Origin of the sequence: Streptomyces sp. NPDC048338, assembly GCF_043201055.1 — a bacterium.
Classification (GTDB): Bacteria; Actinomycetota; Actinomycetes; order Streptomycetales; family Streptomycetaceae; genus Streptomyces.
Genome location: NZ_JBICYQ010000005.1, coordinates 237,839 through 255,824 on the forward strand (window position 1 = coordinate 237,839; position 17,986 = coordinate 255,824).

Below are 17,986 nucleotides of genomic sequence, written 5' to 3' on the forward strand. Positions count from 1 at the left end.
GGGCGCGAGGGCCGGGATGAGGTGATCGGGAAGCCTGGGAGGAGTGGCCGCGGGGCGAGTTGCCTCTCGCCGGTCGGGCGTCCTCGGGGCGTCGGGAGCGAGGTCAGGACAAGGCTGTGCCTCCAGAAGGGCAGGGGGAGGGGTGGCCGTTCGGCAGCTGGGCCGGGCGGTGGTCAGACTGTAGGTGCCGATTCCCGGTTGACCTAATTTCTCGCCTCGCAGGGGTCAACCGGGATTCGTGTCCTACAGTGTGGCTTCCCCCGCTTGCCCGCCGCTCTCCTTCGGCATGCCGGACTTCCGTGCCTGTATTCGCCGCCGCGGCGCCCGCATTCAGTGCGAGGCGGGATTCCCACTCTCTTTCGTGACCCGAATCGGGGTACCCCTTTGCCTTTTTCCCTTCACCACGGCGACGCGCTCGGCGTCCTGCCCGGCCTTCCGGACGACTGCGTGGATGCGGTCATCACCGACCCGCCGTACAACTCTGGCGGGCGGACCGCGAAGGAGCGCACCTCCCGTACCGCTCGACAGAAGTACACCTCCGCCGACGCCGGCCATCAGCTGGCGGACTTCCCCGGCGAGAACATGGACCAGCGCTCGTACGGCTTCTGGCTGACGCAGATCATGACCGAGGCACACCGGCTGACGAAGCCCGGCGGGACGGCGCTGCTGTTCACCGACTGGCGGCAGCTGCCGGTCACCACCGACGCGATCCAGGCGGCCGGATGGCTGTGGCGCGGCGTCCTGGCCTGGCACAAGCCTCAGGCCCGCCCGCAGAAGGGCCGCTTCACGCAGAACTGCGAGTTCATCGTGTGGGCGTCGAACGGTTCGATCGACGGCTCCCGCAACCCCGTCTACCTCCCCGGCCTCTACTCGGCGTCGCAGCCGTCGGGCAAGGCCCGGCAGCACATCACGCAGAAGCCGGTCGAGGTGATGCGCGAGCTGGTGAAGATATCCCCGCCCGGCGGCACCGTCCTCGACTTCACCTGCGGCTCCGGCTCCACCGGCGTGGCCGCTCTCCTGGAGGGCCGCGACTTCATCGGCGTCGAGAAGACCCGGCACTACGCCGAGATCGCCTCCGACCGCCTCACCGAAACGCTCCACCAGACCCTCGGGCAGGACGACCTCACCCTGACGGCCTGACCCGGATGCGCGCAACCGCGAGTTACGGGCGGCTCGTTATCCGCGCCTGCGCGCATTCGGGCCCTGCCGTCCCGTCACCCGTTATTGAATTTCCGGCTGCCGCGTGCGCCGGAGGAGGAGATTTCCTTGGAGCCTGACCCTCTGGAGGAATTCGGCGCCGCCGGGGAATTCGACCCGGTGCGCCTTCCGGAAGGTGACCTGGACAGCATCCAGGCCACTGTCCGCAAGCTGCTCGACCGCTCCGCCGAGCAGGCGCGGCAGCTCGACCACCTCGCCGCCGCACCGGGACCGGCGTCGCTGCCCGGCTTCGGCCTGCCGCCGATGCCGGCCGCGGCGATGATGCCGCCGGAGCCGCGTCCGATTCTGGAGCTGGACGGCGAGGAGTACGAGAGCGAGCTGGACCTGCTCACCGACTGGGTGGAGGACTTCCTCATGCCCACCTACGGGAGCGAGGTCACCACCGCCTCCCCGTGGTGCGACCAGTGGCAGGAACACCTCGACGTCGTAGCCTGGCTCCACGCCCTGTGGATGGCCTACCTGCAGCACAAGGACCCCGAGGCCGGACCGGCCGGTCCCTTCGTATGGCACCGGGATTTCCTCACCCACTGCATGGCCGCCATCCGGGCCGCCGGCGGCCCGCTGTCCGCCTGCCAGACGGACCCCGAGCGGCCGTCGCACCGCCTCCTTCGCGGCCCTGGCCGCTCCGTGCGCGCCGTAGCCCGCGATGCTGAGACGGCGCAGGCGGAGGAGTGAGCGCCGAGGGCCGGCCGCCCGCCTTCGGCCTCACCTTCGACCCGCGAGCCCTCACCGACCTGCTCCAGGCCCCCAGCGACATCCGCGACCTGTCGCTCGCGCTGCTCCAGGAGGTCGTCAACGCCGACCGGCACGGGGGCAAGCTCACGGCCGAACTCGCCGGACTGCGCAAGCTCTACGTCGATCGCCAGGCCGCCTGGCGGATCGTCTACGCGCTGCGGCCGGCCCCGCCGACCTCGGCCTACCCCATGGAGATCCACGTCGTGGCCGTCCGCCCCCGGGCCAACCACGACATCTACGACACCGTGGCACGGCGCCTCGGCCTCGACCACCGTCCGGTCGGCGCCCGCGCGCACGCCGCACGCACCCGCTCCCCCCAGATCGACGCCTACCGCCAGATCCCGAAGCCCGGCCCGCCCCCCGGCCTTCCCCGCTCCGCCCAGCCCACCGTCCTCACCACGAAAGCCATACGTTGACAGCCTTCCCGAACTTCCTCGACCACTTCGGCGAGAACCTCCTGGAGCTCCCGGCCGAGCCGGAGAACCCCCACCACCGCGCCCTGCTGGAGACCTACATCGAGGTCCAGCAGCTGGAACGCCGCCTGCTGGAGACCCTGACCAATCCGCACCCGGACATCACGCCGGATGGCTTCCACGCCTGCACCGAGATCCTCATCGACCGCATCGCAGCCGGTCAGGAACTCGCCGTCCTGCTGTCCGCCCCCTGCTGCTGCGCTCCCGCGGAGGAGTCCTCCTGCGAGGAGGATCCCGACAGCTGCTCCCCGGACTGCTACGAAGCCGTCGACCGCACCGGTGACGAGGACGCTGCGGGGCGGCGTGGCTGCCGGCGGCAGTGACCGGGGCCGCGCGAACGTGCCCCGGTCCACGGCGACGCCCGTCCGCAAGGCGCTGACGTCCCTCGACCACCGCGTCGAGCTGGCTGTCGGCTACACCGTCGACCGGCTCTGGCGCGACCACGACCGCGGCCTGCTCGACGAGCAGATCGAGAGCGTTGCCGCCGCCCACCGATCCCTGTCCAGCGCCGAGCAGTCCGTCACCTTCTACCGCGTGCTCCTCCAGCGCCTCGCCAGCGGCGAGTACCCCATGGACTCCGCGCTCTTCGACCGCATCGACCGAACGGTCAAGCAGCTCCAGGAGGCTGTGCGCTTCCGCGGCGTTCGCGAGACGGAGCTGTCCGACGTCCTCGAGCCCGTCGAAGCGAACGCCGCCCGCACTCCGGCCGGCCACACCGACCTGAAAGCCCACGACATCGCCCTGCTCCTGGCGATCGGCCAGGGTGCCAAGCTCCGCGAGCACCTGCTCACCCAGCGGCTCTCCGTCGTGACAGCCTCCGGCACCAGGATCGGCCAGCATGACTTCGCCCGGCTGGAGACGGCCGGGCTCGTTCACCGCGACACCAACCACCCGCTGCACGCCGGACAGCCGGTCGCCCTCACCGACGCAGGCCGCGCTGCCCTCGCCGCTCGCCCCTCCAGCCGTGTCACGAGCCGCCCCGCCCCCCGCCCCGGTGCCTGGCCCGACGCCGCCACCCGCACGCGCTGAATCGAAGTCCCAGGAGACCCTTGTCCTATTCCGGCTACGAACCCGCCCTTCATCTTCAGGGCTACCGACCGGCCTCAGCAGCGGTAGAATGGGAGTTCTGCGACCGCATCGCCCCGTGCGAGACCGACCTGAACACGCTGGCTCAGCACCACACACCCGACGGCCGACAGAGCTTCTTCGTCTTTCACGACACCTCCGCCATGTACGGGCTGCCCGGCGAACCACAGCTCCTCGCCCTTCACCTCACCCGCGACACCGAGGCCCGGACCTTCACCTTCGCCAGCGCGCGCCTTCCGCTGTACGCACTCGCCCAGTCCTGGCTCATCCAGCGCCACTGCCCAGCCTCCGCCATCAAACGGCCCGAGGACATCGGCACCAACCCGGCCGACACGATGACCACCGGGCTGGAGCAGCGCTTCCGCGACCACGGCAACCAGTTCTCGATCGTGATGAGTTATACCGGCGAGGGATACCCGACCCAGGAGACCGTCGTCCTCCTGGAAGCCGCAGACCGCACCGGGCCGCAGCCCTACCGGATCCTGCTGGAAACCACCGACCTGCGGGCCTACACCCACCAGCTCCGCGAGGGCGCCTTCGACACCGCGGACGCGGCGCTCACTTGGCTGGACGACCGCAGCACACCGCTGCCCAGGCCCCGGGCCACCACCGCCCCGCAGCCCCCGGCGAAGCCTGCCGGCCCGACGACCGCCCGGGGCAGGAAGCGGTGACCACCCGGCGGGAGCGGCGAAAGTTACCAGCAAATCGCCGGTTAGGTGAACCGGGGATTCTCCGGATCCTAGAGATCACCCGCCCGGAGCGACAGCTCCCGGACCTTCCCCCCTGTCCACGTCAAGGAGAGGAGTCTGCCCGTGACCGACGAACCCGACGATGTCCTGCGCGCCGTCGCCCGCGAGATCGAGGACCGCTTCGGCGTCCCCGTGGACGAACTGCGCGAGGCCGTGGCCGCCGCCCGCGGCACAATCTCGTTCCTGCCCAGCGCGGTCGTCCGCTGGTACGACGACCTCGAAGAGGCCCAGCGACTGCTCACCTCGGCCGAGGACGAGCTGCTCGGCGCTCTGCAGTCCGCCCCCGCAGGCGAGCTGGACGAACAGGTCATGACGCTCGCGCAGCGCGTCGACACCGCGCTGACCATCCGCGACGGCCGGGCGCTGACCGTGCGCCACCTCCTTGAGGACTACCCCCTGCCCGAGCAGCCGGCCACCAGCCGCGCCGCCCGGAGAACCGGACCCGTACTCACCACAATCCCGGTCCCGCAGCCCGCCCCCGTTTCCGCAAGGACCCGCCGATGAGCACCACCATCAAGCCGAGCAGCCGGGACGAGCGCTTCGGCGAGGTCTTCGGGGCCCCGCTCGACCAACTCCTCGCCGCCCCCGAGCACACCCGGCACCTGCGCGAAGCCCTGGAACTGCGCGCCTTCCTGGCGGTGGCCGAGCAGCACGTGGCGCGGGTCCGCGACCGCGTCCACGACCGCAGCGCTCCGGACCGCCCGATGGACGAGCTGTCCGAGGACGACCTGCGGATGGACGCCCAGTGGATGGAGGCCGCACTCCAGGCCCGGCGCGGCTACCTGACGGTCCTCGACAAGCTCCTGCGATCCGAACCACCGCCGGAGCACCAACGCGCAGTGACGTTCAACCAGCCAGCGATCACTGCCCGAGCTGTACCTGCGGAACAGATAACGGTCCAACGCGCGAAGGGACGTTGATTGCCCCACCCCGTAGCCGACCAACTCGCCGAGCGGATCGAATCCCTCTACGGCAGGCCCCGGGCCGAGCTCGCCGCTATCGCCACCACCGACCGGCCGAACATGCTCGTCACCCTCCTTGACGCACTGACCACCGTCGAGCTGGCAGAGAAGAACATTCAGTTCCAGCGCGAACGGCTTCTGCAGCTCGCCGACCAGGGCCGTGACATCGGCCCCGCCACCCCCGGCCACCTCCTCGACTGCAGCCGCCGGATCGCCGAATCGGTCGCCACCCGCGACAACCAGGCCCGCTTCGCCTCCGCCGTGATCCAGAGCCTCTACCGCGCCCCGGCCCCCGCCGCCACGCCCGTCGCCCAGGCGTCTGCCCCGGCCGCGACCACTGCGCGAACCCGCTGAACCCCCACCACCACGCCTCAGGAGTACCTCCATGCCCGCATCCGGCCTGCCCGCCCCCGCACCCCGTGACATCGACCTGGTTGTCCAGGCTCTGGAGACGATCTCGCCGAGGTGGAACGCCTGGGTGCTGATGAGCCTCATAGAGCCCGCCCGCTACTCCGACCTCAAGGCACGAATGCCGTGGATGGCCGACGGCCAGCTCCACCCGAAGGTCCGCGATCTGCAGGCCGCTGGCCTGGTGCGGCGCACCGAGCACACCCGCCGCCACGTCATCTACACGCTCACCGACCGGGGTGCCGCTCTGTTGCCCGTGCTCGACCACTTTGCCGCGTGGGGGAGCAAGCACCTGGAGCGGCCGACCGTGAAGGACCCCGTCACCAAGAAGAACACGGCCCGTCCGGCGGCCAAGGGCGAGGAGATTGAGGACGCCCTCCACCTGATCTCGCGACGGCACGCCACCACAATCCTGTGGGCGCTCCGCGACCGCGGCGCCACCACCGGCGCGGCCCTCGCCTCTTCCGTACTCGTCGACGCTCACCCCACGGCCGTCTACCACCCGCTCAAGCACCTGTCGGACAAGCGCCTCGTGACGCGGGACCACGAAGGGAAGTTCGTGCTCACCGCCGCGGGCCGGGGCCTGACCCCCGCCTACGAGGCGCTCACCGCCTGGGCAACCAGCCAGCCCACCGCCCGCCGTGCCCCGGCCCGGCCGGCCGCGGTGCCGACCCAGCGCACCTCGCAGACGGCGGTTGCCGGCGCCGTGCTGAGGACGGCCCCTGCCGTGGCATCGTGGAAATCCGGCGATCTCTTCTCCCACCCGCCGGTGGCCCGCCCGGTCATGGCACCGGTGCCTCCGGCGGGAGGCATACACCGGTGAGCGAGACCGCCGAGCCGCGGCCGGTGGTGGCCCTGGGGACGAAGACCGTCCGCGACGCCCTTGCCGGCCGCGGCCTCGTCCTCCGCTCCCACCAGCCCGGCACCGCCCTCGCCACCGTCGCTGACCTGATCCGCGAGACCGCGGACAACGTCGATGAGGTGCAGCAGACGCTGCTGCAGCGGGCGGACATGGCTATCAGCCAGCTCCAGTCCGTGACGCAGGGCCGTGACCGCTACCGACTCGGCTCCACCGACGGCCTCCTGCAGTCCCTCGGCAGCGAGATCGACGCGCTCGTCGCTCGCCGCGGGAAGGCATCCAGCTCCTGCGGCTGCTCACCAACAGCTACGCCGACTTGAACGGCTCGCCCAAGCCGCCCCCGGGACCTTCCCGCCTTCCGGCGCCCCGCCGCGGCGGACGGTAGCCGCTCCTCCTCCTTCTTCGCTTCCACCCGCCTGCGGCGGGCGCCGCTCCTGATCCGACGAAAGCACATGACCGACTTCGTGATCGCCGGCCCCCGGCACGCTCTGCCGCCCCAGCTCTCCCTGCTGCGGCGGATCTACCTCCCCCGTACGGCCGACGCCGGCGCCTTCGCGATGTCCACGTACGGCATCCCCTTGATCGTGCTGGCCACCACCCAGTCGGCCACCCTCACCGGCATCGCCTTCGCCCTGGAGTGGCTACCCCGCCTCGCCGCGTTCTCGCTCGCCGGACAGGTGGTGGACCGGCACGGCACCAAGCGGGTCTTCCGCATCGCCTCGGTCCTGCGCGCCCTGGTCGTCGTGGCCGCCGCCTTCATCCTGCCCACCCAGGCAGGCGGCACGGGAGCCACCATCACCGTGATGGCGCTCGCCGCGATCACCGGAGTCGTCACAGAGTTCTCATACATCGCCGCCGAGACCGCCGGCGCGACCGCGAGCAAAGACGCCGGCGACCGCGCCCACCGGGTGCAGTCCGTCCTCCTCGGCATCGACCAGACCGCCACCCTCGCCGGACCTGCGCTCGCGGGGTTCCTCCTGCACGCCGTCGGCGTCACCGGCACCCTGCTGACGATGGCCGCCTGCTCACTGCTCGGGGCCCTGCTCGCCCCCTGGCACCGTGAATCGCGCCTCGTCCCGCCACCGGCGCCCGCCCTCGCCGGACTGCGCACCGGCTGGACGACCCTCGTCTCCATTCCGGCACTGGCCTGGCTCATCACCGGCCTGACCGTCTCCAATATGGCGACCGGCGTCCTGCAGGCCGCCGCCCCGGTCATCGTCGTCCAGCACCTCGGCCAGTCCAGCGCCGCCGTCGGCCTGATCTGGTCCGCTGCCGCAGCTGCCTCCCTGCTCGCCGTCGCCCTGTGCCGGCTCGCGATCGACCGCCTCGGCCTGTGGCCAGCGGGCGCGGCAAGCGCCGCCGTCGCCGCCCTGGCCGGGCTCGCCGTCTCCCAGGCCGGCGACTACCCCGCCTTCCTCGTCCTGACCGCCGTCCTCATGGCCGGCGAAGGCGGCATGACCGTCGTCCTGCGCACCCTGCGCTCCCACCTCATCCCCGAGCCCGTCTTCGGCGCCACCCTCGCCGTCACGATCCTCGTGATGCTCACGCCCTTCCCGCTCGCAGGAATCGTCGTCGCCCTCACCCCCGCCGCCGCGCTCGGCCACGTGCTGACCGCCTGCGCCGGCCTCCAGGCCGCCGGTCTCGCGTGCGCGTTCTGGCGCCTGCGACGCGAGCCCGCCATGCGCAGCCCCCGTACCACCCAGCCCGGAGCAGCCACCACCCCATGACCACCCCGCACCTGTCGCGGTTCAGCGCCGACCAGGCCCTCGCCGCCGCCTCCCTCGTCCGCGGACTCACCGACCGCCTCGCCGCTCTCACCTCCGCCGAGGCGACCACACTCGCCGGCCACCTCCTGGCCCCCGGCGGCCTCGCCACCGACCTCCGCCACCTCCTCGACGCCGCCACCCGCCACCACCCGACCACCCGTGAAGACAAGGACCGCCCCGTGACCGTCCCCCCGACCTCCCAGACGCAGACCACCAGCCGCCCCACGGTCCTCGTCGTCGCCCCCGGCGACGAGGTGTACCGCGGCTACTGCCTGGAGCAGGTCGCCGCCGCCTACGACGTCGCCGTCATCACCCCGCAGCCGCTCACCTGGGAAGCCGAGCACGTCGTCGACCACGAAGTCGCCGACCCGTACCAGCGTGACCAGCTCCTCGCCGCCGGACAGGCAATCAGCGCCCGCCGAACCATCGCGGGCGTCCTGACCTGGAACGAGAACCTGCTCGTCCACACCGCGCAGCTCGCCGAGGACCTCGGCCTGCGCACCAATCCGCCGGCCGTGATGGAGAACTGCCGCGACAAGCACGCCACCCGCCGGCTCCTCGCCGCCCACCAGGTTCCCTCGGCACGCTCCGGCCGCGTCCGCAACCTGCTGGAAGCCACCATCCTGGCCGAGGACATCGGATACCCGATCGTCCTCAAGCCCGCCGGCCAGGCCGGAAGCGTCGGCGTCATCCGCGTCGACACCAGCGAAGACCTCGCCCACGCATTCGACTTCGCCGCAGCCGGCGCTGCCCTGGCCGGAGGCCAGAACACCGATGTCCTGGTCGAGGAGTACCTCGACGGCCCCGAGATCAGCGTCGAGTGCGTCACGCAGAACGGCCACACCCACGCGGTCGCCGTCACCCGCAAGAAGCTCGGCTTCGAGCCGTACTTCGAAGAGGTCGGCCACACCGTCGACGCCACCGACACGCTCCTCGACGAGGTCGCCCCGATCGCCGCCGCCGCCATCCGTGCGCTCGGTATCGACCACGGCATTCAGCACGTCGAGATGCGCCTCACCCCCACCGGCCCGCGGATCATCGAGGTCAACGCGAGGATCGGCGGCGACCTCATCGGCCACCTCGTCCGCCTCGCCACCGGCCTCGACCTGCCGCACATCGCAGCCAACCTCGCCTGCGGCGCCACCCCGAGCCTGGAGCACTCCCGCCTGCGCGCCGCCGGGGTCACCCTGCTCTACCCGGAGACCTCCGGCACCCTCACCCACCGCTCCATCGACCGCGCCTTCGCCGACCGCAGCCGCTGGCTCGACCTCGTCCAGTGGATCGGCGCCGTCGGCGATCGGATCGTCCTTCCCCCGGAAGGCGACGTCGACGTCGCCCGCACCGGCCTCTACGTCGTCACCGGCTACGACGCCGCCAAGGTCGAGGAACGCCTCGCCGAGACCGCACAGCACATCACCCTCACCGTCCGGCCGGGCGGCCCTGGAGCGGAAGGCGCCGCATGACGTACATCCCCGAAGGCGATGTCTACGTCTCCCCGCGCCACCTCGCGGGGGCCGACTGGTGCGGCGACGCGGGCTTCGTCCCCGTGAAGCACTGGCCCACCGTCCACCTCGAGGACGGCCCCTGCCAGATGCTGATCACCTCGCCCGACCAGCGCATCCGCATCGGCTGGTACGGCGACGACTTCGACGTCTACAGGATCTCCGCCAGCGAGGACGCCTCGTCCCCGACCCGCTGGTCGGCGGCCTTCAACAACGAGTTCCCCGCCGAGATCGTCGCAGCCTTCACCACCGCGCTCGAACGCGACTGGGATGCGCGCAAGGACCAGGAACCCTTCATCGAAACCCCTCCCCGTACTGGGCAACACGAGTACAGCCGCTGCTCGACGCGGGCTGGCAGACCCAGCGGCTTCCGGGATCGACAACCCTCGGGGCTGGGGGCCGCCCCAGCCGTGTCCACGGCCCGCACGTCGAGATCACGGCCCCAGACGGCACCGCGGGAGTATCCATCGACGTCGGCAGCGACGACCTCGACGAGGAGACGGTCCTGCTGTGGGCCGGACCCTCCGGATGGCACCGAGCCGAAGCCCGCTTCACCTCCCGCACACCCGCCCACCTGATCGCGGCCACCGCGCAGGCCCTGCTCGACCCGACCCCGGTCCTGCGCTACCGCGACGCGCTCGCCCCCGAACTCGCCGCCCTGGCGAACCTCACCCCGCTCACCTCGCCGAAGCCCCCCGCACCAACCCCGCTCGATGTCCAGCGTGTCCAGCGCCAGCCCCCGGCGATCACCACGCGCAGCGTCCCGCGCTGGAGCACCGCCACCCGGCCACCGGCGACCGCAGCACCGCCCGCCGGCCGCTCGGCCAGCCGCTGACCCAAGGAGCCTCTTGCCCCTGTACGCGCAGGAATTCTTCGACCGGCTCGACCTTCCTCTTCCGTTCGGCACCGTCGTCTACTACGCGAACCCGACGGACTCGTCGATCCGCCTGCGTATCGAGTTCGCCCGCACGATCATGGACCGTCAGTACGACGGCCTGCGCCTGGCCGTCATCGACGCCGAGCGCGGCACCCTGGACACCGCACACCTCCGCTTCAGCGAGCACGGCACGTTCACCCGCCGCGACGCCAAACGAAGGTCCGGTGACGGACGCGGCGTCATGCGCGACTGGCACCAGGACGGCCTACCCCCCTGGGCCGGAGCCGACCTCACCGGCCTGCGGACCGCGATCGTCACCTTCGTTCAGGTCTCCTGCCCTGTCCTCACCGCGCCCCGGAGCTTCGCCGAACCCGGCCCGTGGACCGATCGCTGGCACGTGACGCTCTGGGCGACCGACACCGTCGTGCTCACCCGCATCCACGAAGCGACCCAGGCCGTCCTCGACCTCGCCGAGAGCGGCACCCACGACGACCTGCCCATCACCCAGACCCTGTGCAACGCCCGCTACTACGTCATGGACGTGCTCGGACTCCCGCTGGACCAGGGCATGCTCGCCGAAGCCGCGGCTGTCACCCAGCTCACCGGCCGCCGCCTCGGCCCCGACACAGGCGAAGCCCTCGAACGCATCGCCAGCCTGCCGATGGACCGGCAGCGCTCCCTCGTCCAGGCCGCCTCCCGACGGCACACGGCCACCTCCACACCACTGCGGACGAGCCCACCACCCGTACGAGCCGTCCGGGCCTCCGGCCCGACGCCGGCTGCCCGCACTCACTGACCTCCGCCTCCGACGCGACCCCCACCACACACTTGACCGAGGAGAACCTCTTCTTCATGCGTGCCACCCGCCGTACCGCGGCCACCCTCGCCGCGACCACCCTGGCGACCAGCTCCCTGATCTGGGCCCCGACCGCCTTCGCCAACGCGCCTGAGATCCCCCCGGGCGCCGTCGAGATCACCAAGAAGGACCCGGACGGCGCCCTCCTCGCCGGCGCCGCGTTCTCCCTCCTCGACACCCTCAACGGCACCAAGGCCCTGACCGGCAAGACGAACGCCGACGGGATCCTGCGCTTCGAGAACGTCCACCCCGGCACCTACCGCCTCAAGGAGACCGACTCCGGCAGCCCCCTCCACGACTTGGCCCCCGACCAGGACGTCATCGTCACCCCCGAGCACACCGCGAAGCTCACGATCATCGACGCCTTCAAGCCCGCCGAGCTGCTGGTGAAGAAGACCGACAAGAAGACCGGCACGCCCCTGGCCGGCGCCGTCATCAACATCACCCCCTCCACCGGCACCAGCACCAGCAAGGCGATCACCCTGACCACCGGTAAGGACGGCACAGTCACGGCGAAGCTCCCCGTCTCCTCCCGCAACGGCACCGCCTACACCGGCACCGAAATCACGGCCCCCACCGGCTACGAGCTCGACACCACCCCGGTCAAGATCACCGCCAAGCCCGGTGAGAAAACCACCGCCACCTTCACCAACAGCAAGAAGGACAAGCCGACCCAGCCGCCCACCACCCCGCCGACCACGCCCCCGACGACCCCGCCGACCACGCCGCCGGTCACCCCTCCCACCACTCCGGCGACCACCCCGCCGGCCACCCCGACCCCGAGCCAGTCCACCTCCACCGCACCGGTGCCCCCGACCGACACCCCGAGCACCACGCCCGCGAAGGGCTCCCTCGCACACACCGGCGCTGACTCCAACGCCTGGCTCCTCGCCGGGGGCGGCCTCCTGATCGTTGCCGGCGGCGGTGCCCTGATCGCGGCACGGCGCAAGAAGAAGGAAGACGAAGAGGAGACCCCGGCCACCAACTGACCAGGGACACGGCCCCGCGGCCGGCACCAGCACGTCCCGCCCAGTAGGAGACGCCCAGTCCGAAGGGCCCCGGGAACCGTCATGGTTCCCGGGGCCCTCGACGTATTGGCGACGGCCGCGCCGAAGCGCGCCAGCAGGAGTCAGACCCGCATGACCGCCACCGAAGCGAGGAAGCCGGCCGCCCACGCGAGCAGGAGGCCCTGTTCCCTGCTCAGGCCATTTGCGTTGGTCCACCGCTTCGCGAGTACACGAACCGCCATTCCGGTCACGGCCGCTACCTGATTCCTGGACATAGAACGGTCCTTTCGAGAGAGAGGAAAGACGCCTGTGTTGGCGCCGCCCACTCACAGAAGCAGCGCGAACCTGCTGGTGACAACGGTCGAAGACCCGTTTGCAAGTTAGAGCGGCCCGGCGCGGGAGTACATGGCTCGCCCGGCGGCCGATCGCGCTCATACGCTGCCCCGCATGGCAGTTGAACCCTGTGTCCTGCAGCGCGATGACCTTCTTCGTGCCGCCACATCCGCCGGCTTCAGCACGATGAACGAGAGGCGATTGGAGGACTTCCGGCGTGACGGCTTGATGCCCCGTCCTGTCCGCGTCGGCAACGACGGTCGCCGCCCGGTCTGGGTCTACCCGCCGGGCAGCGACCGCCAGCTGGTCCGCCTCCTACGGTGGCGTGAGTGCACCTCGAACGTGGACGTGCTGCGCGTCGTGCTGTGGGTCGAGGACTTCCCCTTGGCCCTCGCCGTGGTCCGCGCCTCCGCGGCCGTCGTGATCGACGGGCTGGCGCAGGACCTGCAGCAGCTCCTGCGGACCGAGACGTGCCGCCGGAACCTTGGCCCCGGTGACAGCCTGGACACCGTCGTGGGCGCCGTCGCCGCGACCATGGCCGCGAAGCGAGGCGGGAACGCTCTGCCCCGCCCGATTCGCGTCCCGGCAGGCGACCGGGCCACCGCAGTCTCGCACCTGCTGCAGATCTTCGCTCTTGGCTCGCAGCCGGAGGTGACGGAAGACGAAGCGGAGACGATTGAGAAGGTCCTCGGCGTCTCCCCGGGAAGACGCCAGCGCATGGAGAACGCCGCGCCCTGGCTCTCCGGTCCGGCCAGCGTCCTCGTCGGCGCTGCCGACTTCGTCTCCCTGCCGCGGATGGCCGAGGCGCTCAGCCAAGCAACCGATACCGAATGGGAGGAAGCCCGACCGGCCGCGGCGGCGCTCTTCCTCCAGCTCCCCGTCTTCACTCGGGCTGTTGTGGCCCTGACCGGCAAGGAGAACCCGGCCGGCCTGGGCGGACACACCACCCTCGACAGCGAGCCCCTCATGGCCGTTCTCCTGGTCGCCTTCGTCCTGGGAGCACGCCGGGCAGACTGGTCCGCCAACGTGGACGAACTGACTGACTCGCTGGAAGGCTGGCCCGCCCTGATCGGCGAGATGAAACAGGTACTCGACATGCCGCAGAGCGAACTCGCCCAGAACCTCGCCGGCCACGGACCCGAGATGAAGGCACGAACGGAGAGGATCGTCCGAGCACTCCTGGACGGCGAGCTGGACCCTGGCCCCAGGGCTGCGCACTGACGGCCGAAATAGCCATGGAAACCGGACCGTAGGCTTCTCCTATGAGTAGGGTCCGCGCCCGAGTGTGGCGCTTCACCGTTGAGAAGGGGAAGGCCGGCGCGGAGGCCGTCCAAGCCCACGAGATCGGGCAGGGCCCGCTCCCGGTCTCCCTGGCCGCCATGGTCAACGTGAACGCCCTCGCCTGCGACCTGCGCAAGAAGGTTGACAAGAGCGTGCGCGCCCACGAGATCAGCTTGCTGCTCAGCTACATCACCGGCGACCAGACCAAGGACCCGCTCGGGGTCAAGTGCTCTGCCCTGGACTCCAGCGCAGGACACATCCAGCGCTTCGTCAGCGAATGCACCGGGCTCGGCGTGATGAGTGCCGCCAGCGAGGTTCTGTTCGACTGGACTCACACCACCGACCGGCTCAGCAGTTTCGACGTGCTCCCCGGCAAGCTCCAGGGCGTATACGGCAAGTCGGGAGTACGGCCCGATCTCCTGTACGACCTGGCCGATGGGCCGGTTGCGGGGGAAGCACGCGGGCGGCGGAGGCGTGCCAAGCAGATGTTCCCGGCTGGCAAGGGCACTAAGGAACAGAAGGAGCGCCTGGAGACGCTGGCCCGCTGGTCTGCCAAGTTCCAAGATCACGCCTACTTCATGAGCTGGGTGTGGCTCGGGGAGGGCGGCGTCTACGTCGACATCTTCCTTCCGGATGGCTCCGCCGCCTTGTCGGGCCTCAAGACCGGGTGGATTGAGGTGCCCGGATCCACCAAGCCTTGGCACTTCCGAGTTCCGCCGCCCGACCGCCGCCGGGTGATGGAGCCGTCCCTTGCCGAGGACCTTGTCGTGACGCTTCCCGGGGGCAGCGGGCAGGCCGCGAACAAGGAGGCCATCCGAAGGGTGGGGCCGGCCGCCGAGGCCGCGATGAACCGGGCTTTCGAGCGTGAGGAGACCCAGCTCGGCACGCTCGCCGGCGTTCCCGTCCGAGGGCGGTGGATCCGCGGGGACGTCCTTGGACCGGCGCGTTACGAGGTACTGCTGGGAGTCCTGGGCGAGCGGGTCGAGGTGGACCGCCGCGCACAGCGCGACCGACTGGCCTGCCTGACGGGAGACCGACTCGATGCCTTCCTCGACGGCCGCCTGCTCACAGTCGTACGCCCGGTCGACGGCCCTAAGCCGAGCTGGGACCGGATCAGCGCAGAGCTGCTGGAGCAACCCTGACGCCGAGACCTCGCGCAGCGGAATGGCAGTAGGCAAGTGGAACCCCGCCTCGACTGCCGCGCCGTCTGCCCGAGCGTCTCGCTAGGCTGCAGCGGTGAAAGCACGGTCCCTGCTCCCTGGCGATCCCTCCGAGCTGCGTCTGCGTCTCTGCTACACCGACGAACTCGCCGACACCCCGCAGGCCGACACGCTCGAGCGGTGGGACGTGGCCGTCCTGCACGAGGAGATGAACGCGGGGGCGATCACCTTCTACCGGGTGCACCTCGATCGGGGCCTGAACGCGTTCCGGGTCATGGAGGAGGAATCCGACGAGCTCGACGAGATCGCCCAGGCCCTGCTGGATCCGGTCACGGGGAACTTCACCGAGGACGCCAGCGGCTCGCTCCCGTACGTGGGCTCCTCGCTGCTCGTCATGGACAAGGTGACCCTGGACGAGCCGTGGCGCGGGCACGGCCTCGGCGCCATCCTCGCCACAGAGGCGATCCACCGACTCATGGCCGGCTGCCGCGGCATCGCGTGCTCGCCGGGCGTCACTGACCTCACCAGCGACCGTCTGAGGAACCGGGCCGAGTGGGACCGGGTGAACGCCAAGATCGCCCGGGGCTGGGAGCGCATCGGTTTCCGCCTGCACCAGGGCAACGTCTTCCTGCTCTCGCCCGTTTCGCTGCAGCTGGAGGAGCAACGAGGCGCGATGCGACAGCGGCTCGCGGAACTCGGCACCTCATGGAGGCTCGCCCAGGACGAGGCTCCGTCACCCTGACCACCGGCTGCCCGGTCGCGCGGCCCTGGTGTGGGATCTCATTACCTTGGGCATGCGCTGACGTTGGTGGAGGAATCCTGGACCTCACTGCAGGTCAGCGAGGTCAGGTTCTCCGGGGCTGGGCTACGGGCGACCCATCTCTTTGAGTGTCTGCTGATCTTGGTAGAGCTTGGAAACAAGCAACTCGCCCCGGTTGGCGATCGGGTACCGCACCTTCCGATCCCGCTTGGTGAATGCGCGGCTCAGGGGGTATGCGAGCCACTGGTCGACACGGGTTGCCTCAATGGGTGCTTCCGGCCCACTGGTCAAGAAGACGAGGAACGGTGGGAACGAGACCGCCCAGAACTCGATGCTGGTCGCGCCCTGGCCGGTGAGGCTGACCGACACGGACACCACGCCATTTCGGAAGTAGCACAGGCCGGCATCGGCGAGCGCCACGTGCAGTGCGAACGGTTCGATAGAGGTCGGTTCGTCGGATCGGTACGCAGCGGTCAACTGCGGATGTGCGTCGAATAGGTAGCGCGTGTCCTGTACAGCCAGCATCATGCCGAGCAGCTGACGAACGATCTTGCCGGGATTCAGGTTCGTGATGTGCTCTGAGCCGAGCCTCGTTCCGTGCTCCATCGGCAGCATGAAGGCGCCACCGTTTCTGGCGGTGATGGAGAACAGGTCGTTGGGCGCTCGGGCCTTCCCCCGTGATGGTGGACACGCTTTGGTGATCACGCGGCGAGCGTGAGCTTAGCCGCGTGGTGTCGTCGTTCGTATTCGTTGGGGCTGAGGTGGCCGTTGGTGGAGTGCCGGCGGCGGGTGTTGTAGCGGGTCAGCCAGCCGAAGACCGTTGTCCTGCAGGTGGTGGCGTCGCCGTAGTCGCGGGCACCCTGGAGGGTCTCGCGTTTCAGGGACGCGTGGAAGCTCTCGCAGGCTGCGTTGTCCGCGCTGGTGCCGACCGCACCCATCGACCTGGTGACGCCGAGCTGGTCGCAGAGAGCGGCGAAGGCCCGGGATCCGTATTGGGCGCGCCGTGGTCCGAGTGGAACACCGCCCCGTCGAGGCCGCCGCGGGTCGAGGCTGCCATCCGCAGGGCGTCGGTGACGAGGCCGGTGCGCATGTGGTCGGCGATGGACCAGCCGACGACCTTGCGGCTGAAGCAGTCCAGCACGGTCGCGAGATAGATGAACTCCCCGCCCTCGAGCGGGAGATAAGTGATGTCTCCCATGTATTTCAGGCCGGGTTCGGCGGCGGTGAAGTCCCGTTGGAACAGGTCCGGAACCTGTGAGGTTGCCGGGTCCGGGACGGTGGTGCGGACGCGTCTGCGCAGGCGGATGCCGGTGATCGAGAACGTCCGCATCACCCGTGCGACGCGCTTCTCGTTGACCCGTAGACCCCTCTCGCGGAGTTCGGACGTCACCCTCGGCGAGCCGTAGGTTCCACGAGATTCGCCGTGGATCTCTCGGATCTTCTCGGCCAGGAGCCGGTCCTCGCGTCGCCGGGCGGCCCGGGCCTCAGCGCCGGCGAGCCACTTGTAGTAGCTGGACCGGTTCAGGTGCAGGACCTCGCAGAGCCGCTTCACCTCGTAGGTGTCCCGGTGGTCGTCAACGAACTGGAAGCGGCTCATCACCAGTTCGTCTCGCCCGCGAAATACTTGGCCGCCTTGCGGAGTATGTCCCGCTCGGTCGCCAGCTTCCGCTCACTCGCCTCGAGCTCGGCCACCCGGGCCTCGAGCTGCCGGATCCGCTCGTCCGGATCGGCGGACGGTGTCGTCTTCCCGGTCCGGGCCGCTGTTTGCCCGGCCGGCGCGGGGACGGTGGTGGCGACGCCACGGCGTTCGCGGTCCCGCAGCACCCACTCACGCAGGGTCGCCCGGTTGATGCCCAGGTCAGCGGCGATGCTCTTGTACGTCGCCCCGGGCGTGGACTCGTACAGGGCCACGGCATCGGCCTTGAACTCGTCCGAATAGTCCCTCATCGCCATC

General features: G+C 70.4%; 21 protein-coding genes and 1 pseudogene. 19 read left to right on the plus strand and 3 right to left on the minus strand.

Annotated elements, in window-relative coordinates; translation table 11 throughout:
- Positions 1-384: 384 nt before the first annotated feature.
- From ACGFZF_RS14330 to ACGFZF_RS14405, 16 genes are all read left to right on the plus strand, one after another.
- The gene (locus ACGFZF_RS14330; RefSeq protein WP_392582290.1) at positions 385-1,140 is read left to right on the plus strand and encodes a DNA-methyltransferase; all 756 of its coding nucleotides are present in this window, start codon (positions 385-387) and stop codon (positions 1,138-1,140) included.
- Positions 1,141-1,266: 126 nt separating this feature from the next.
- Entirely contained in the window at positions 1,267-1,893 is a 627-nt protein-coding gene (locus tag ACGFZF_RS14335; protein ID WP_392582289.1) for a DUF4913 domain-containing protein, read from the plus strand.
- Positions 1,890-2,369 (plus strand): type II toxin-antitoxin system RelE/ParE family toxin, encoded by a 480-nt coding sequence (locus ACGFZF_RS14340; RefSeq protein ID WP_392582288.1) that lies wholly within the window; start codon positions 1,890-1,892, stop codon positions 2,367-2,369. The genes ACGFZF_RS14335 and ACGFZF_RS14340 overlap by 4 nt, the downstream gene beginning before the upstream one ends.
- Positions 2,366-2,749: a hypothetical protein gene (locus ACGFZF_RS14345; protein ID WP_392582287.1), complete on the plus strand. Its 384-nt coding sequence runs from the start codon at positions 2,366-2,368 to the stop codon at positions 2,747-2,749. Before ACGFZF_RS14340 ends, ACGFZF_RS14345 begins: the two co-directional genes overlap by 4 nt.
- Before the next feature lie 16 nt (positions 2,750-2,765).
- Positions 2,766-3,455 carry a hypothetical protein gene (locus tag ACGFZF_RS14350; protein ID WP_393554014.1) on the plus strand — a complete coding sequence of 230 codons (690 nt, stop codon included), beginning with the start codon at positions 2,766-2,768 and terminating at the stop codon, positions 3,453-3,455.
- A gap of 20 nt (positions 3,456-3,475) precedes the next feature.
- Positions 3,476-4,183 (plus strand): hypothetical protein, encoded by a 708-nt coding sequence (locus tag ACGFZF_RS14355; RefSeq protein ID WP_392582285.1) that lies wholly within the window; start codon positions 3,476-3,478, stop codon positions 4,181-4,183.
- A 141-nt stretch (positions 4,184-4,324) separates the two neighbouring features.
- On the plus strand, positions 4,325-4,765 hold the full coding sequence (locus tag ACGFZF_RS14360; RefSeq protein WP_392582284.1) for a hypothetical protein: 441 nt from the start codon (positions 4,325-4,327) through the stop codon (positions 4,763-4,765).
- A complete protein-coding gene (locus tag ACGFZF_RS14365) occupies positions 4,762-5,181 on the plus strand; it encodes a hypothetical protein (RefSeq protein ID WP_392582283.1) in 420 nt (139 codons plus the stop codon). The genes ACGFZF_RS14360 and ACGFZF_RS14365 overlap by 4 nt, the downstream gene beginning before the upstream one ends.
- Positions 5,182-5,577 (plus strand): hypothetical protein, encoded by a 396-nt coding sequence (locus ACGFZF_RS14370; RefSeq protein ID WP_392582282.1) that lies wholly within the window; start codon positions 5,182-5,184, stop codon positions 5,575-5,577. It abuts the gene before it with no gap.
- A 31-nt stretch (positions 5,578-5,608) separates the two neighbouring features.
- On the plus strand, positions 5,609-6,454 hold the full coding sequence (locus tag ACGFZF_RS14375) for a winged helix-turn-helix transcriptional regulator (protein ID WP_392582281.1): 846 nt from the start codon (positions 5,609-5,611) through the stop codon (positions 6,452-6,454).
- A complete protein-coding gene (locus ACGFZF_RS14380; protein ID WP_392582280.1) occupies positions 6,451-6,810 on the plus strand; it encodes a hypothetical protein in 360 nt (119 codons plus the stop codon). The genes ACGFZF_RS14375 and ACGFZF_RS14380 overlap by 4 nt, the downstream gene beginning before the upstream one ends.
- A gap of 132 nt (positions 6,811-6,942) precedes the next feature.
- Complete coding sequence (locus tag ACGFZF_RS14385; RefSeq protein ID WP_392582279.1) at positions 6,943-8,217, plus strand: MFS transporter; 1,275 nt, start codon at positions 6,943-6,945, stop codon at positions 8,215-8,217.
- Positions 8,214-9,719 carry an acetyl-CoA carboxylase biotin carboxylase subunit family protein gene (locus tag ACGFZF_RS14390; protein ID WP_392582278.1) on the plus strand — a complete coding sequence of 502 codons (1,506 nt, stop codon included), beginning with the start codon at positions 8,214-8,216 and terminating at the stop codon, positions 9,717-9,719. Before ACGFZF_RS14385 ends, ACGFZF_RS14390 begins: the two co-directional genes overlap by 4 nt.
- Positions 9,716-10,336, plus strand: coding sequence for a DUF317 domain-containing protein (locus ACGFZF_RS14395; protein ID WP_392582277.1), 621 nt, complete (start codon positions 9,716-9,718; stop codon positions 10,334-10,336). Before ACGFZF_RS14390 ends, ACGFZF_RS14395 begins: the two co-directional genes overlap by 4 nt.
- Before the next feature lie 270 nt (positions 10,337-10,606).
- Positions 10,607-11,431 (plus strand): hypothetical protein, encoded by an 825-nt coding sequence (locus tag ACGFZF_RS14400; RefSeq protein WP_393554020.1) that lies wholly within the window; start codon positions 10,607-10,609, stop codon positions 11,429-11,431.
- A gap of 56 nt (positions 11,432-11,487) precedes the next feature.
- A complete protein-coding gene (locus tag ACGFZF_RS14405) occupies positions 11,488-12,480 on the plus strand; it encodes a SpaA isopeptide-forming pilin-related protein (protein WP_392582275.1) in 993 nt (330 codons plus the stop codon).
- A 140-nt stretch (positions 12,481-12,620) separates the two neighbouring features.
- On the opposite strand, the gene ACGFZF_RS14410 is transcribed toward ACGFZF_RS14405, so the two are convergent.
- Positions 12,621-12,773 (minus strand): hypothetical protein, encoded by a 153-nt coding sequence (locus ACGFZF_RS14410; RefSeq protein ID WP_392582274.1) that lies wholly within the window; start codon positions 12,771-12,773, stop codon positions 12,621-12,623.
- Positions 12,774-13,059: 286 nt separating this feature from the next.
- Here ACGFZF_RS14410 and ACGFZF_RS14415 point away from each other — a divergent pair, with 286 nt between their 5' ends.
- The 3 genes from ACGFZF_RS14415 (at position 13,060) to ACGFZF_RS14425 (ending at position 16,014) form a co-directional block, all read left to right on the plus strand.
- Positions 13,060-14,052 (plus strand): hypothetical protein, encoded by a 993-nt coding sequence (locus ACGFZF_RS14415; RefSeq protein ID WP_392582273.1) that lies wholly within the window; start codon positions 13,060-13,062, stop codon positions 14,050-14,052.
- A 41-nt stretch (positions 14,053-14,093) separates the two neighbouring features.
- The gene (locus tag ACGFZF_RS14420) at positions 14,094-15,254 is read left to right on the plus strand and encodes a hypothetical protein (RefSeq protein WP_392582272.1); all 1,161 of its coding nucleotides are present in this window, start codon (positions 14,094-14,096) and stop codon (positions 15,252-15,254) included.
- Positions 15,255-15,348: 94 nt separating this feature from the next.
- On the plus strand, positions 15,349-16,014 hold the full coding sequence (locus ACGFZF_RS14425) for a hypothetical protein (protein WP_392582271.1): 666 nt from the start codon (positions 15,349-15,351) through the stop codon (positions 16,012-16,014).
- 123 nt (positions 16,015-16,137) lie between these two features.
- Here ACGFZF_RS14425 and ACGFZF_RS14430 read toward each other — a convergent pair whose 3' ends face one another.
- Positions 16,138-16,737: a hypothetical protein gene (locus ACGFZF_RS14430; RefSeq protein WP_392582270.1), complete on the minus strand. Its 600-nt coding sequence runs from the start codon at positions 16,735-16,737 to the stop codon at positions 16,138-16,140.
- Positions 16,734-17,985 (minus strand): annotated as a pseudogene (locus ACGFZF_RS14435) (IS3 family transposase). Before ACGFZF_RS14435 ends, ACGFZF_RS14430 begins: the two are co-directional and overlap by 4 nt.
- Position 17,986 lies beyond the last annotated feature (1 nt).

Coding starts and splice junctions, on each gene's coding strand:
- ACGFZF_RS14365 (WP_392582283.1), top strand. CDS start 4,762: ATGAGCACCACCATCAAGCCGAGCAGCCGGGACGAGCGCTTCGGCGAG.
- ACGFZF_RS14375 (WP_392582281.1), top strand. CDS start 5,609: ATGCCCGCATCCGGCCTGCCCGCCCCCGCACCCCGTGACATCGACCTG.
- ACGFZF_RS14385 (WP_392582279.1), top strand. CDS start 6,943: ATGACCGACTTCGTGATCGCCGGCCCCCGGCACGCTCTGCCGCCCCAG.
- ACGFZF_RS14390 (WP_392582278.1), top strand. CDS start 8,214: ATGACCACCCCGCACCTGTCGCGGTTCAGCGCCGACCAGGCCCTCGCC.
- ACGFZF_RS14395 (WP_392582277.1), top strand. CDS start 9,716: ATGACGTACATCCCCGAAGGCGATGTCTACGTCTCCCCGCGCCACCTC.
- ACGFZF_RS14405 (WP_392582275.1), top strand. CDS start 11,488: ATGCGTGCCACCCGCCGTACCGCGGCCACCCTCGCCGCGACCACCCTG.
- ACGFZF_RS14410 (WP_392582274.1), bottom strand. CDS start 12,773: ATGTCCAGGAATCAGGTAGCGGCCGTGACCGGAATGGCGGTTCGTGTA.
- ACGFZF_RS14415 (WP_392582273.1), top strand. CDS start 13,060: ATGCCCCGTCCTGTCCGCGTCGGCAACGACGGTCGCCGCCCGGTCTGG.
- ACGFZF_RS14420 (WP_392582272.1), top strand. CDS start 14,094: ATGAGTAGGGTCCGCGCCCGAGTGTGGCGCTTCACCGTTGAGAAGGGG.